Source organism: Luteimonas sp. Soil_N_1 (genome assembly GCF_057656255.1).
The window spans coordinates 305,475-319,235 of the sequence record NZ_JBDGKS010000001.1 but is presented as its reverse complement, the minus strand read 5'-3'; the positions used below and the strand labels follow the sequence as shown (position 1 = coordinate 319,235).

General features: G+C 64.7%; 12 protein-coding genes. 8 read left to right on the top strand and 4 right to left on the bottom strand.

Annotated elements, in window-relative coordinates:
* Positions 1-3 precede the first annotated feature (3 nt).
* Positions 4-732 carry a ComF family protein gene (locus AC3A4E_RS01565; protein WP_487629822.1) on the top strand — a complete coding sequence of 243 codons (729 nt, stop codon included), beginning with the start codon at positions 4-6 and terminating at the stop codon, positions 730-732.
* Positions 733-1,047: 315 nt separating this feature from the next.
* Here the strand turns inward: AC3A4E_RS01565 and AC3A4E_RS01560 are convergent, their stop codons facing one another.
* A complete protein-coding gene (locus tag AC3A4E_RS01560) occupies positions 1,048-1,269 on the bottom strand; it encodes a hypothetical protein (protein WP_487629821.1) in 222 nt (73 codons plus the stop codon).
* A gap of 300 nt (positions 1,270-1,569) precedes the next feature.
* Entirely contained in the window at positions 1,570-2,490 is a 921-nt protein-coding gene (gene ubiA / locus AC3A4E_RS01555; protein ID WP_487629820.1) for a 4-hydroxybenzoate octaprenyltransferase, read from the bottom strand.
* Positions 2,491-2,606: 116 nt separating this feature from the next.
* Between ubiA and AC3A4E_RS01550 the strand changes: the two genes are divergently transcribed.
* Positions 2,607-3,773, top strand: coding sequence for a nucleotide sugar dehydrogenase (locus AC3A4E_RS01550; protein WP_487629819.1), 1,167 nt, complete (start codon positions 2,607-2,609; stop codon positions 3,771-3,773).
* A gap of 33 nt (positions 3,774-3,806) precedes the next feature.
* Here AC3A4E_RS01550 and AC3A4E_RS01545 read toward each other — a convergent pair whose 3' ends face one another.
* Both AC3A4E_RS01545 and AC3A4E_RS01540 read right to left on the bottom strand, forming a co-directional pair.
* Complete coding sequence (locus AC3A4E_RS01545) at positions 3,807-6,038, bottom strand: polysaccharide biosynthesis tyrosine autokinase (RefSeq protein ID WP_487629818.1); 2,232 nt, start codon at positions 6,036-6,038, stop codon at positions 3,807-3,809.
* 55 nt (positions 6,039-6,093) lie between these two features.
* Positions 6,094-6,528, bottom strand: coding sequence for a low molecular weight protein-tyrosine-phosphatase (locus AC3A4E_RS01540; RefSeq protein WP_487629817.1), 435 nt, complete (start codon positions 6,526-6,528; stop codon positions 6,094-6,096).
* A 192-nt stretch (positions 6,529-6,720) separates the two neighbouring features.
* On the opposite strand from AC3A4E_RS01540, the gene AC3A4E_RS01535 reads away from it, so the two are divergent.
* From AC3A4E_RS01535 to AC3A4E_RS01510, 6 genes are all read left to right on the top strand, one after another.
* Complete coding sequence (locus tag AC3A4E_RS01535; protein ID WP_487629816.1) at positions 6,721-7,161, top strand: hypothetical protein; 441 nt, start codon at positions 6,721-6,723, stop codon at positions 7,159-7,161.
* Between the two features lie 95 nt (positions 7,162-7,256).
* Entirely contained in the window at positions 7,257-8,354 is a 1,098-nt protein-coding gene (locus AC3A4E_RS01530; RefSeq protein WP_487629815.1) for a polysaccharide biosynthesis/export family protein, read from the top strand.
* Between the two features lie 9 nt (positions 8,355-8,363).
* Complete coding sequence (locus AC3A4E_RS01525; protein ID WP_487629814.1) at positions 8,364-9,038, top strand: YjbF family lipoprotein; 675 nt, start codon at positions 8,364-8,366, stop codon at positions 9,036-9,038.
* Positions 9,035-9,817: a capsule biosynthesis GfcC family protein gene (locus AC3A4E_RS01520; protein WP_487629813.1), complete on the top strand. Its 783-nt coding sequence runs from the start codon at positions 9,035-9,037 to the stop codon at positions 9,815-9,817. Before AC3A4E_RS01525 ends, AC3A4E_RS01520 begins: the two co-directional genes overlap by 4 nt.
* Positions 9,814-11,937, top strand: a complete 2,124-nt coding sequence (locus AC3A4E_RS01515; RefSeq protein WP_487629812.1) for a YjbH domain-containing protein — start codon at positions 9,814-9,816, stop codon at positions 11,935-11,937. Before AC3A4E_RS01520 ends, AC3A4E_RS01515 begins: the two co-directional genes overlap by 4 nt.
* A gap of 280 nt (positions 11,938-12,217) precedes the next feature.
* A complete protein-coding gene (locus tag AC3A4E_RS01510; RefSeq protein ID WP_487629811.1) occupies positions 12,218-13,603 on the top strand; it encodes an undecaprenyl-phosphate glucose phosphotransferase in 1,386 nt (461 codons plus the stop codon).
* Positions 13,604-13,761 lie beyond the last annotated feature (158 nt).

Genomic DNA, 13,761 nt, shown 5'->3' with positions numbered 1-13,761 from the left:
AGCATGCCCCACGCTGTCAACCAGAATCCAGGCCTGCCGGTTGACGCGGGCTGGCGCAGATGGCTCCGGGGGCTGCTGCCGGCCCGCTGCTTGGTGTGTCGGGAGCCGGGAATCGCAGGCCGGGCCCTGTGCGGCGCCTGCACTGCCGTGCTGCCGTGGATGCCGCATGCCTGCGATCGCTGCGCGCAGCCTCTGCCAGCCGGCGATCCCCGCTGCGGGGCCTGCCTACGGCGTCCGCCACCGCTCGATGCGGTCGTCGCGGCATTCGACTACCGGTTCCCGGTCGACCGCCTGCTGCCACGCTTCAAGTTCCATCGCGATCTCGCGGCAGGCGCCTTGCTCGGCACCTGCCTCGCCGAGGCCACCGCGGACGCCACTCGCCCAGACGCGCTGGTCCCGGTCCCCCTTCACATCGCGCGGTTGCGGACGCGGGATTACGACCAGGCGCTGGAGCTGGCCCGCAGTCTCTCGCGGCGCCAGGGTCTGACGCTGCGGACCGATCTGCTGCAACGCGTACGCGCCACCGCGCCGCAGTCGCGACTCGATGCGCGGGCGCGACGCCGCAACGTCCGGCGTGCATTCGCCGTCGCCGCGTTGCCCGACATACCCGCGCATGTGGTGCTCGTCGATGACGTCATGACGACCGGCGCCACCCTGCACGCCGCGGCTGCAGTTCTTCGCCGCGCAGGCGTTGCGCGCATCGATGCTTGGGTCTGCGCGCGGGTGCGTTGAGCATTCGGGAAGAGAACAGGCATCCAGGCAGAGGTGCGGACGCTCTCCTGCCTGTCACTGACCGACGGACACCTGCACCATCAAGCGCGATCTTTCGCCGACCACCGCATCACCGGACATGCCGCTTCTGCGGTGGTGGTGTCGGGGATACCGCGAGGCGGTTGCGGCAGGAGCGGCATCCACCCGAACGTGAAGCCGGAGATCAACGCAGGTGTCGACCCCGTAGCGGAGAATCGCGCCCCCGCCCTCAGGCAACAGAGCGCACCTCGCAGCCATGACGCATCGTTGCTGCACTGCAGGCGCAGTCGCAGCCGCCTACTGGGACCGGGCGTCCGACAGCGCCGTCATCGCGGGATCGACTTTCTCGCTTCCCCACGGCGCCTGGACCACAACGGTGCGGCGCTCTTCGGCTGCAATCCGCATGGCCAGCCCGCGCCCTTCCGTCACCGCTTTCGATCGGTCCACGAACGCTTCCCAATGCCGCCCGCGCGAGTAGACCTCGTAGCGGCCGTTGCACACATCACGAATCTCGACCACGCCCCCTCCGTTTCAGACAGCACCCCGGTCCAAACGGACCTGACCGTGCAATTCCGTGTCATGACAAGTTTCCCAGTGCGCGAATATTAACCACCCGGAAGACGTTTGGAGTCGAGCTTTCGTGAAGTCGCGGCGTTTACCTATGGGTTTATCCCGCCGACACGCGGCCGAGCCTGGCATGACCGGAAACCGCATGGCCCTTGTGCCGACCGGGCTTCGCCGCGCCGGTCCACGACCAGGGATCCAGCCATCACCAACCCGGTGGACCGAAGACGGAAACCGGCTTTCGGCGCGACCTGCCTAACGTGCCAGTACGGCGATCGACGGCAGCGCGTAATGCGCTGCGATGCCGGCGAAGACCGTCATGCCCACCCAGTGGTTGTGCAGGAATGCACGGAAGCAGGCATCGCGTTCCCGGTGGCGGGCAATGACGAACTCCCAGACGACCAGCAGCGCAGCCAGCCCGAGGCCGAGGCAGTAGTTCGCGCCCAGCCCCGCTTCGCGCCCGACCAGTGCCAGCGCGATGAAGGCCAGGGCATAAAGCAGGCCCTGTGCAACGAAGTCCAGATCGCCGAACAGGATCGCCGTCGACTTCGACCCGGCACGGATGTCGTCCTCGCGGTCCACCATCGCGTACCAGGTGTCATACGCGGTGGTCCAGAAGATGTTGGCGACGAACAGCAACCAGCCCAGCGGCGGCACCGTCCCCTGCACGGCGGCGAACGCCATCGGAATCGCCCAGCCGAACGAGATACCCAGATACACCTGCGGCAGATAGGTGTGGCGCTTGAGATACGGATAGCTCGCGGCAAGCAGGACGCCGACGACGCTCATCGCAATGGTGAGGCGATTCATCGTCAGCACCAGCGCGAACGCGACCAGCATCAGCACGGCGAACAGGGTCAAGGCCTCGCGCCCGCGCACCGCGCCGCTGGCGAGCGGACGGTCCCTGGTGCGTTCGACATGCGGGTCGAGCCAGCGGTCGGCGTAGTCGTTGATCACGCAGCCGGCCGAACGCGTCAGCCAGACGCCTGCACTGAACACCACCAGCGTCCACAGCGGCGGCACACCATCGGCTGCGATCCACAGCGCCCACCACGTCGGCCACAGCAACAGCAGCCAGCCGATTGGCCGATCACCCCGTACCAGCTTCCAGTACTGCCGGAGGCGCTCTCGCCAGCGCGGGACGTGGGGTTCGGCGAAGCGTTCGTAGTCGTGCATGGCGGCGAGAGGATATCAGTGGCGCTCCTCCCCCACCTACCACCCGGATACCCGGTCGCAATGGCGACACATTGGCTGCCTAGCATCCATCAAAGAACGCCACAACGGACACCCGCATGCGGATCGCCATCGTTGGTACCGGCTATGTCGGCTTGTCAAACGCGCTGTTGCTTGCCCAGCGTCATCAGGTGGTTGCGCTGGACATCGACGCGGCACGCGTCGAAACACTTAACCGGCGGGAGTCACCATTGGATGACCCGGAGATCAAGTCATTTATCACCGATCAGAGCCTGGATTTTCGAGCGACGCTGATCCCAGCTGATGCGTTCGTCGGCGCGGACTACGTGATTATCGCAACGCCGACCAATTACGACTCGACCACCAATACGTTCAATACACGCTCCGTCGAAGCAGTCATTGCCAACGTGCTTGCGATAGAGCCCGCCGCTGTCATGGTGATCAAGTCCACCGTGCCGGTGGGCTACACCGAGCATGTCCGCAAGATGTTCGGCACGGATCAGATCCTGTTCTCGCCCGAGTTTCTTCGGGAAGGTCGTGCGCTGCACGACAACCTTTACCCCAGCCGGATTGTCGTAGGCGAGTGCTCGGAACGAGCAGCCGTGTTCTCGGCGCTGCTGCGCGAAGGCGCACGCAAGCCGGACGTGCCGGTTCTGTTCACGGGATCGAGAGAAGCCGAGGCCATCAAACTTTTTGCCAACACCTACCTTGCAATGCGAGTCGCGTACTTCAACGAACTAGACACCTATGCGGCTACACACGGCCTGGATACCCGTCAGATCATTGACGGCGTCTGCCTCGATCCACGCATCGGCAACCACTACAACAATCCCTCGTTCGGATATGGCGGCTACTGCCTGCCGAAGGACACGCGCCAGTTGCTCGCCAACTACAACGCGGTACCGCAGAACCTGATCCAGGCGATCGTATCCGCGAACACCACACGTAAAGATTTCATCGCAGCCGACATCGTCCGCCGCGATCCTCGTGTTGTCGGCATCTATCGCCTGGTGATGAAGTCGGGAAGTGACAACTTCCGATCGTCCGCAATACAGGGCGTCATGAAACGGATCAAAGCAAAAGGCATCGAAGTCATCGTGTACGAACCCGTACTCGATACACCGGAGTTCTATCGCTCACGCGTCGTCAACAACCTGGCTGACTTCAAAAGTCAGGCTGATCTGATTATCGCAAATCGCCTGACCGATGAGATTCTGGATGTCGAAAATAAGGTCTACAGTCGCGACCTGTTCGGTGGCGACTAGGCACGCATCCCACGGCATCGGCAATCCTTTACGTCACGCTTTTGCGTCGGCCTTGTACTCGTAGTAGCCGTAGCTGTAGTACCCGGTCGCGCGACGTTCGACCGCATTGAAGATCGCGCCCTTCACCTGCACGCCGTTCTGCTCGAAGCGCTTCTTCGTCAGCAGGATCTCCTTCGACTGGTTCACGCCGAAACGTGTCACCAGCAGGTTGGAGCCCGCATGCCGCGCGACGATGGCAGCGTCGGTCACGGCCAGGATCGGCGGCGTATCGACGATCACCAGGTCGTATCGAGCAGCCAGGCTGGTCAGCAGCTCGCCGAAGCGCGGGTGCATCAGCAGTTCGGATGGATTGGGCGGAATCTCGCCGCGTGCCAGGAAGTCCATCCCCTCGACGCCGGGCGCGGTGCGGATCGCTTCCTCGGCGGTCACCTTGCCGGCCAGTACGTCGGACAGCCCATTGCCGTGCGCGGTGCCCATGATCTTGTGCAGCGTGCCCTTGCGCATGTCGGCGTCGATCACCAGCACCTTCTGCCCGGCCTGGGCCACCACGGCAGCCAGGTTGGCCGACACGAACGTCTTGCCGACGCCCGGACACGGGCCGGAGATCGTCAGGATGTTGTTCTTGGCCTCGAGCATCGCGAAGTGCAGGCTCGTGCGCAGGCTGCGGATCGCCTCGACGGCGAGATCGGCAGGCGCATTGACCGCCAGCAGGTGCTGGCTCTGGCCAAAGCCCGCATCACGAGGCGTACCGCTACCCAGCCGCTTGCGGCGCTTGTCGGCGACCAGCAGGCCCTTCGCGGTGCTCAGCGGGATCGCCGCGTACACGGGCAGGCCGAGCTCTTCGATCTGCGCTGGATCTTCAATGCCGGGATTCATGATCCGCTGCAGGAAGATCAGGCCCACCGCAAAGAATCCACCCAGCAATGTGCCCACCAGCACGATCAGCGACTTGCGCGGCTTGACCGGCCTGGCCGTATCGACGATCGCGGCGTCGACGATGCGCACATTGCCCACGGTGCCGGCGCGCGCCACGTCGAGCTGCTGGGCCTGGTTGAGCAGACCGGTGTAGAGCTCGTTGCTGACCTGCAGGTCGCGCGTGAGCCGCAGCAGTTCCTGCTGGGTGTCCGGTAACTGGCCCACCTGACGACGGAACCCGGCCTTGCGACCTTCGAGTTCGCCGAGCTGGCTCAATAGCGCGCGGTAGGCCGGATGCTCGCGGGTGAAGCTGCGATCCATCTCGGCCTGCTTCATCTTGAGCTGCTGGATGCTGGTCTCGACCGCAACTTCCTGTTGCAGCAGGCCTTGGGTCTGCATCGTGATGTCGACCGAGTTCGCAGTCGTCTGGTAGGCACTCATCGCCGACTGCGCGGCTTCCACCTGCAGGCGGATCGACGGCAGCTGCTCACGCACGAACGCAAGCTGGGAGGAGGCTTCGGCCGAATTGCGTTCGACGTTCTGGCGCACATAGGCCGCGGCGACCTGCTGCAGAAATGCCTCTGCAAACGCCGGGTCAGGGTCCTCAAACGCCAAGCGCAGGATGCCCGAATCTTTTCCCTGCTCGGAGGCCTTGACCTCTTTCTGGTAGCCGGCGATCACATCCAGACGACGCAAGCGTGTGACCTCGAAGCGCGTGCCCGGATTGGCGCGCAGCGCGGCAACCTGCAGCTTTACGCCGCCGCCTTCCGCGTCGGATCCCACCTCGCCCTGCAGCAGCGTGTTGCCACCCGGATCCTGCAGCGTGAAACGCCCGCCCTCGCCAGCAACCAGCGTCAGCGGCTCATCGACGAGGAATGCCGGCACGTCCAGTCCGACGACCTGCAGCGACTCGCCGCCCCATCCATGGCTCGACGCCCCGAACTTCGCCGGGGCGACTGCTTCGGGTGTCTCGCCGCGGAACCGGCGCGCGAAGAAGTTGCCCACCAGCGGGAAACGCGTGGGCGCCACTGCGATGTCGGCCTGCAGCGCATCCACGGCATCACCGATGACCGCGCGCGAGGTGATCAGCGCGACCTCGGTCGTCGAAGCCGAACTCGTACCGCCCATGCCCAGCGAGGACAGGTCCGAGAGGCCGGGAATCGACGGCATCTTGGATTCCACCTGCACCATCGACTGGGCCTGGTAAACCGGCGTGGCCAGCAGCGCGTAGGCGACGCTCACCACGAAGAACAGTGCGGTGATACCGACGATCCACCACTTGCGGTCGATCAGCATGCCGGCCAGCTCGCGCAGGTCGATCTCGTCCTCGTCCTTGGACGTCTGGGGCATTTCCTTGTTCATTCGATTTCCGGTCGTATCGGGTGGCGCTGGACGCCGGTAAGTGTCAGCGGAGGTACGGGCGCCAGCCCGACACGCTGTCGTCGATCAGGCGCAGCACATGCTCGAAAGCAGGACGCTGTTGCCGGTAGGGATCGGGAATCTCCAGATCGCCTCGCCATTTGCCCAGCAGCAGCGTCTTGCCACTGGCCTGGGGTGCGTCGCGCAGGATGCGCGCCTGGTGCGCGCGCTCCATCACCAGCACCAGGTCGGCAGCGCCCAGGAGTGCAGGGGTCAGTTGCCGCGCCCGATGCAATGCAGGATCCAGTCCGCGCTCGCGCAGCAGATCGGCAGCAGTCGGGTCGAGGGGTTTGTCGACAAGCGCCTGCAGCCCTGCTGACGACACGTCGAAGCCTGAGCCCAGCGCGTCACGCAATACGATTTCGGCAGTAGGACTCCGGCAGATGTTGCCGACGCAGACCAGCAGAAGCTTTCGAAACACCCCGTACGTACCCCTGTCCCAGTCGTCGCGCGTGCCAACGCGGCGCACAGGATAACCGGACGCACACTTGCAAACCGGACGCAGTGCAGATTTTTCGCACTGCAGCATTCTTTCTCTTGACACTGTTGTAACCGACCCATAGCGTGCAGATCACTTGTGCGTAACCCGCATTTCCAGGATCGGAGACTTCCCGTGCACCAGACTGCCCGCCTGATCGGCACCCTCGCGCTCGCAGGTATGAGCAGCGTCGCGTTCGCGCAAGCCCAGAACACGACGGCACTCGGTGCACAGACCGCCGAGACCGCATCCGAGGCTGCAGTTGCCGCCTCTGACGCCACCAGCGTGCAGGTCGGCACGGCTGCGGAAGCAACCTCTGCGACCACGGCCGCCGAGGCCGGTGCTGCAGGCGCTGGTGCGACCGGTGGCACGGCAGCCGGCACCGCAGCCGCGGCCGGCGCAGGTATCGGCACGGCAGCCACAGTCGGCCTTGTCGCTGCAGGTGCAGCGCTTGCAGCCACTGCGCTGAACTCCGGCAGCGACAGCGCCGGCAATGATGCAGGCGGTGGTGGCGATGGCGGCGGCGGTACGGGTGGCACCGGCGGTACGGGTGGCACCGGCGGCACCGGCAACTAAGCCAGGCACAATCAGGGGATTCACCCCGCCGGGCATGCCCGGCGGTTTTTTGTTCGGGCGGATGAAACGCCGCCCTGTCCAGTGGGAAACGAGAGATGAAGTCGTTGCGTCCGTTTGCCGCCGCTATTGCGGTGGCCGGTCTGTTGTCCGCTTGCCTGTGGGCGCCGGGTCAGCACATGGGCGGAAGCGCCAAGGGGCCTGAGGGCATCCGCACCATCGGGAACGATCAACTCGATCTCGTACCGATCACCCCGAAGCTCATCGCGATGGATCGCGCCGCGCGCGTCGACTCCGATGTTCTGCCAAGTGCGTTGGCGGACTACCGCCCCCCGGCTTACGCCATCGGCCCGGGCGACGTCCTCTACATCACGGTCTGGGACCACCCGGAACTGACCGTGCCTGCCGGCCCACAGCAGCAGCTCAATGCCGCGGGGCGTCTGGTGCAGGCCGATGGCACGCTGTTCTATCCCTATATCGGCACTCTCGACGCGGCCGGCCTGACACCGGGAGCGCTGCGCAATCTCATCACCACGCGGCTGTCGCGTTACATCGAAGCACCGCAGGTCGATGTCTCCATCCTCACCTATGCCAGCCAGCGCATCTGGGTAACGGGTGCCGCCGCCAACGCAACAGCGGTGCCGCTGACCGTCGTTCCGATGACGCTCAACGACGCGATCAGCCAGGCCGGCCTCAACCCGACGGTCGCCGATCTGTCGGGCATCCGCCTGACGCGCGACGGCACCACCTGGACCTTGAATCTCGATGCCCAGGCGCGCGGCACGGTGTATCTCAAGCAGAACGACCACATCTACATCCCGTATCTGGATGCCAAGGAAGTGTTCGTGGTTGGTGAGGTTACCCTGCCCGGCGCGCAGAGTTTCCGCACCGGCAGCATCAGTTTGAGCCAGGCACTCGGTCGTGCGCGCGGACTGGCGCAGACCACGGCCAATGGCAATGCCGTCTACGTGATCCGCGGCAACCGCGGTCTGGATGAAATGCCGTCCACGGTCTACCAGCTCGAGGCGAAGTCGCCGGCCGCGTTTGCCGTCGCCAGCCAGTTCGAACTGTTGCCTGGCGACGTCGTGTTCGTCGGCGCTGCGGGTATTACCCGCTGGAGCCGCTTCGTCGGCCAGCTGCTGCCGTTCTCGGGAATCATCAGCAACGCTGCCAGTGTCGGCAACGACCTGCGCTGAGTGCGCGCCGTGCCGTCGATCCGCGCCATGCCGGGGCCGCGCGCCAGTGCGCGCGCACTCCTGATTGCAGGACTGCTGGTCCTGGCCGGCTGCACCGGACTGCCGCGCGGCAGTCTCGACGCCGTCCGGCTTGCGGTCAGTGGCAGCAGCATCGATGTCACGCCCGCACAGGTCGCGGCCAACCCGTTCGCACAGATCCTGGTTGACGGGCCGGATGGCCAGGCCCTGATGGTGCTCGGCAATGACGATGCAGGCCTGACGTCCTGGTACAGCCCCGACCGCCGCATCGTATTTCTGCGGGATGGCGTTCTGGCCGGTACGTCCGGGCGCAGCGCCGATGCCGTCGACATCCGCGTGATCGGCGACAACCCGTTCGTACGTCTTTCTACCGTCGCCACTGCGACCACGGTGCGCCGTTACGACTGGATGCCCGGCTACCGCTACGGCGTGGAGTTGCACGGCACGCTGCATCGGCGTGCCATCGAGACCGTGCAGATCCTGGGCGCGCCGCGTCGACTGCAGCGCTTCGATGAACGCCTCGAGGGCGCCGGCATGCGCGTGGAGAATCGTTACTGGGCCGATCCCGACACCGGAACAATCGTGCGCAGCCGCGAATTCCTTGCACCGGGCATCGAACTCGAGATCACGGTGCTCAAGCCGTACGTGGCAGGACTGGCGCGATGACGCCGAAGTGCCTTGCGCTCGCCACACTGCTGCTGGCCGCTGCAACCGCGGATGCGCAGACCCTGCGGATCGAGGTCGACGGCGCGGTGGCGCATCCGGGCATGCAGTCGCATGCTGCAGGCGGTCGACTTGCCACGGCGGTGCTTGCAGCAGCGCCGACGGACGACGCCTATCCGACTGCCGCCATGCTGACGCGACGCCCGGCCGAGCATGCGCAGCTGCGGCGCAAGGCCGGGGTGCTGCATGACCTCGGACTGCTCGAAACCTCGGACGATGCAGACGTGGCTGCGGTTGCAGGCGCACTCGCGGACTGGATCGACCGGCTGCCGGTCACGGGCCGCGTGCAGACCGAACTGTCGCCGCGTCGCCTCGAGAGCACACCGGCTGCGAACCTGCCCCTGATCGATGGCGACCGCGTCCACTATCCGCAGCGCCCGACGCAGGTGCGCATCGTGGGTGCAGTCGTCGCCCCCTGCACGACCGCGCACGTCGCGCTGCTGGATGCGCCGGCTTACGTGGACCTGTGTCCGACCCGCGCAGCCAGCCGCGACTGGCTCTTCGTCATCCAGCCCGACGGCCATGTCCATCGGCTCGGCATCGCATTGTGGAACCGCAGCGAACCGCAGCCGCTCGCCCCGGGTGCGGTGATCTACGTGCCCGTCTCGGAGCGCGCCACGCGCAGGCTCGACGGCGACTTCAACACGGAGCTTGCTGCGTTTATCGCCACCCAGCCGGTCGACGACCAGACCCATGCGGTGACGCGGAGGCCGGCGCGATGATGCGTCGCACGCTACTTGCCGCCGGCACGCTTGCGCTGGCGGTCTCCACTGCACTGCAGGCGCAGGATCGTGTGACCCAAGGCGATTGGGGCGGTGCCGGTCTGATGCAGACGCCAATCGCGCGCATGGAAGACGAGGGACAGATGAGCCTGACGGCGAGCTACACCTCGCCCTACGCGCGCTACAACCTGTCGATGCAGCCGTTTCCATGGCTGGAAGGTACGTTCCGGTACATGTCATTGAACAACCGGCGTTATGGTGCGGCGGGGCTGAGTGGAGACCAGCATTACAAGGACAAATCCATTGATGTAAAAGTCCGCCTTTGGGAGGAGGCTCGATGGCTTCCGGAAGTTGCCTTGGGTTTCAGGGATCTTGGCGGTACTGGTCTTTTTTCAAGCGAGTACGTCGTTGCCAACAAGCGATTTGGTGATTTCGATTTCAGCTTGGGTGCGGCAACGGGCTACATCGGCAATCGCGGCGACTTCTCTAATCCGCTGCGTCTAATCAGCGATCGCTTCTCCGAGCGGCCCGGTTATCGCGGCGTCGGCCAGCTCAATTCAACCGCGATGTTCCGGGGGCCGGTTGGTCTGTTCGGAGGAGTGTCATGGCAGACGCCCTGGGAGTCGCTGCTCGTAAAGGTCGAGCTCGACGGCAATGATTACGAGAATGAGCCCAATCCGTGGCGAGACGGCAGCCCAGTTCTGGAACAGAGGTCACCGGTCAATCTGGGTCTCGTCTACAGCCCGAGACCCGGCCTACAGATTTCGGCAGGCTACGAACGCGGCTCTGAAGCGATGATCGGCATTGCCTTCACCGGCAATCTCAAGACCACACGCAGTCTGGCAACCCTTCTGGATCGACCTACACCGTCATTACGAACGACCGAAAGCGCAGCACCTGTGGCTCAGTCCGGTTCCGCTGATTGGACCGAGGTTGCGGCGCGGTTGCAGCAGGACGCGGGAATCAAAGTGTCCTCCATCTCCCGCCGCGGCTCGGAACTGATCGTCCGTGGTGAACAACAGCGTTACTTCTACGGTGCGCAAGGTGTCGGCCGAAGCGCGCGCGTGCTCGACAACGCCACATCTCCGGACATCGACTGGTTCACCATCGCGCACGAACGCGTGGACATGCCGATCGCGGAAACCAGCGTTTCGCGCAGTGCGTTCGTCGATTACGTCGACCGGCGTATCGACCTCGACACACTGGCCCGTAGCGTCGAAGTCGCGCCCCCTGCGTCCCAGCGCCGCGAAGTGCTCTACCAGGCGCAGTTCGACCGCTTCCAGGCGGGCGTCGGCCCCGGTTACAAGCAGGTCCTCGGCGGACCCGACGGCTTCATCCTCTATCAACTTTCGGCGGATGCGAATGCAACCTACTGGTTCGGTCGCCACACCTGGTTGACCGGTACGGTCAGCGTCGACGTGTTGAACAACTTCGACAAGTTCCGGTACGACCCGCCCAGCCGCATGCCGCGGGTGCGCACGTACCAGCGTCAGTTCCTCACCACTTCGACAGTCACCGTGCCGAATCTGCAGCTGACTACCGCGCATCATCTCGGCGGGGATCTGTACGGCATGGCGTATGCCGGCTATCTGGAATCGATGTATGGCGGCGCCGGCGGCGAGCTGCTGTATCGCCCGTTCGGCGAGCGCTGGGCACTGGGCGTGGACCTCAACCACGTGCAGCAGCGCGATTTCGACCAGCACGCCGGCTTCCGTGACTACAAGGTCACCACCGGACATGCCACGGCTTACATCGGACTCGGCGACGCGCACCGCGTGCAGGCCAATGTCAGCGTCGGCCGCTACCTCGCCGGCGACATCGGCGCGACCGTCAACGTCGCGCGCCGGTTCGACAACGGCGTGACCATGGGTGCCTGGGCCACCAAGACCAATGTGTCCTCGCGCACATTCGGTGAGGGCAGTTTCGACAAGGGCATCTACTTCTCGGTGCCGATGGACTTCCTCCTCCCCCGACCGACGCGCGCGCGCGCCAACATCATCTGGCAACCGCTGACGCGCGACGGCGGCGCACGCCTGATCCGGCGCTACGGGCTGTACAGCCTGACCAGCGAACGCGATGGCGATTTTCTGCTTGACAACCTCGAGTGGATCGATCGCTGAAGAAGTGCGTGGTTACGTCTCACTGCGCACGTGATGCAACGTGGCAGATATGCATATTCGTGTTGCTGTGCAACATCCCATCTGTCAAAGTTCGTGATGGCGGGGTGACGGAATTTCGACAGTATTTTCGTCAAGGGAACGCCGAACGGAATCGACGAACGGATGCGCATAGGCATGCGGGGGACTGGATTTAGCGGTCGCCGTTGCACCGTGCCCAATTGCGAGGATCAGGCCAATGTTGTTCTCCCCGATTCGGCAAGAAGCCGAGTCCGACTGGCGTATGGCCAGCAAGTTCACGGCGTTTTTCGCATGGGGACTGCGGCTGTCCGATCTCGCCATCCTCGTGCTGGCGGGTCTGGTGGCTTTCCGCCTGCGTTTCGACACGTTCGACATGCCCATCGAGTACACGCGGAGCCTTGCGCGCGGCGTGCTGTTCGCACTCATCGCGCTCAACGGTTCGTCCCTGTACCGCAGCTGGCGCGGCGGCAGCGTGTCGAAGGAAGCATTCAAGCTCACCGCCCTGTGGTCGATCGTCTTCGCAGCCGGCATCGTCTACACAGTGGCACTGCAGCTGGCCGAGGACTTCTCGCGCCTGTGGTGGTTCACCTGGTTCGTCCTGACGCTGGTTGGCACCATCGTGGCGCGCTTCGTACTGCGTCGCATGGCCGACCATCTGCGCATGCGTGGTATCGACCGGCGCACGGCGGTCATCGTGGGCGGCGGTCGCGACGCAAAACGTGTCGTGGACGGACTCGCCGCAAAGCCCTGGACCGGCATCGAAATCGCGGGCTGGTTCAGTACGCCGGCCTCGCATGCGCCTCTGGATGACGCCCCCCTGCTGGGCACGCTGGACACGCTGGCCGAATACGTCGAGTCGAACCACATCGACCAGGTCTGGATCGCCCTGCCTATGAGTGCGGAGATGGAGATCCAGGATGTCCTGCGCCGGCTGAGCCACTCCACGGCGGACATCAAGCTGGTGCCGGACCTGTTCGGACTGCAGCTGTTGAATCACTCCGTCCAGCAGATGGCGGGTGTACCCATCATCAACCTGCGCAGCAGCCCGTTGCACAGCGGTGCGCGCGTCGCCAAGGCGATCGAGGACCGAGTCCTGGCGTCACTCATCCTGCTGCTGATCGCCCCGCTGATGCTGGCGATCGCAATCGGTGTGAAGCTGACGTCCCCCGGCCCTGTCTTCTTCCGGCAGAAGCGCCACGGTATCAACGGCCGCGAGATCAACGTGCTGAAGTTCCGCAGCATGCGCGTGCACGATGAGCACGACACTGTGACCCAAGCCACCAAGGGCGACGCGCGTATCACACCATTCGGTGCGTTCCTGCGCCGGACCAGCCTCGACGAGCTGCCGCAGTTCCTCAACGTGTTGAGCGGCCAGATGTCGGTTGTCGGCCCGCGCCCGCACGCGCTCGCACACAACCACCTCTATCGCGACCAGGTGGACGAGTACATGCAACGTCACCGGGTCAAACCGGGCATTACCGGCTGGGCACAGGTCAACGGGTTCCGCGGTGAAACCGACACCCTCGACAAGATGGTGAGCCGCGTGCAGCACGACCTTTACTACCTGCAGCACTGGTCGCTGGCATTCGACCTGCGGATCGTGTTCTTGACAGTTTTCAAGGGCTTCGTGAACCGCAATGCGTATTAAATTCCAGCCGCAGAGCGCGCACAGCCGATCGCCGCGGTGCGGCCTGTAGCAGTCCCACGGTCAGCCTGTCTCCTGCCTTTCCGATCGAATCGTTTATGAAAATCGCCATCGCCGGCACCGGCTGCGTCGGTCTGTCCAAGGCTCTGCTGTTCGCACAG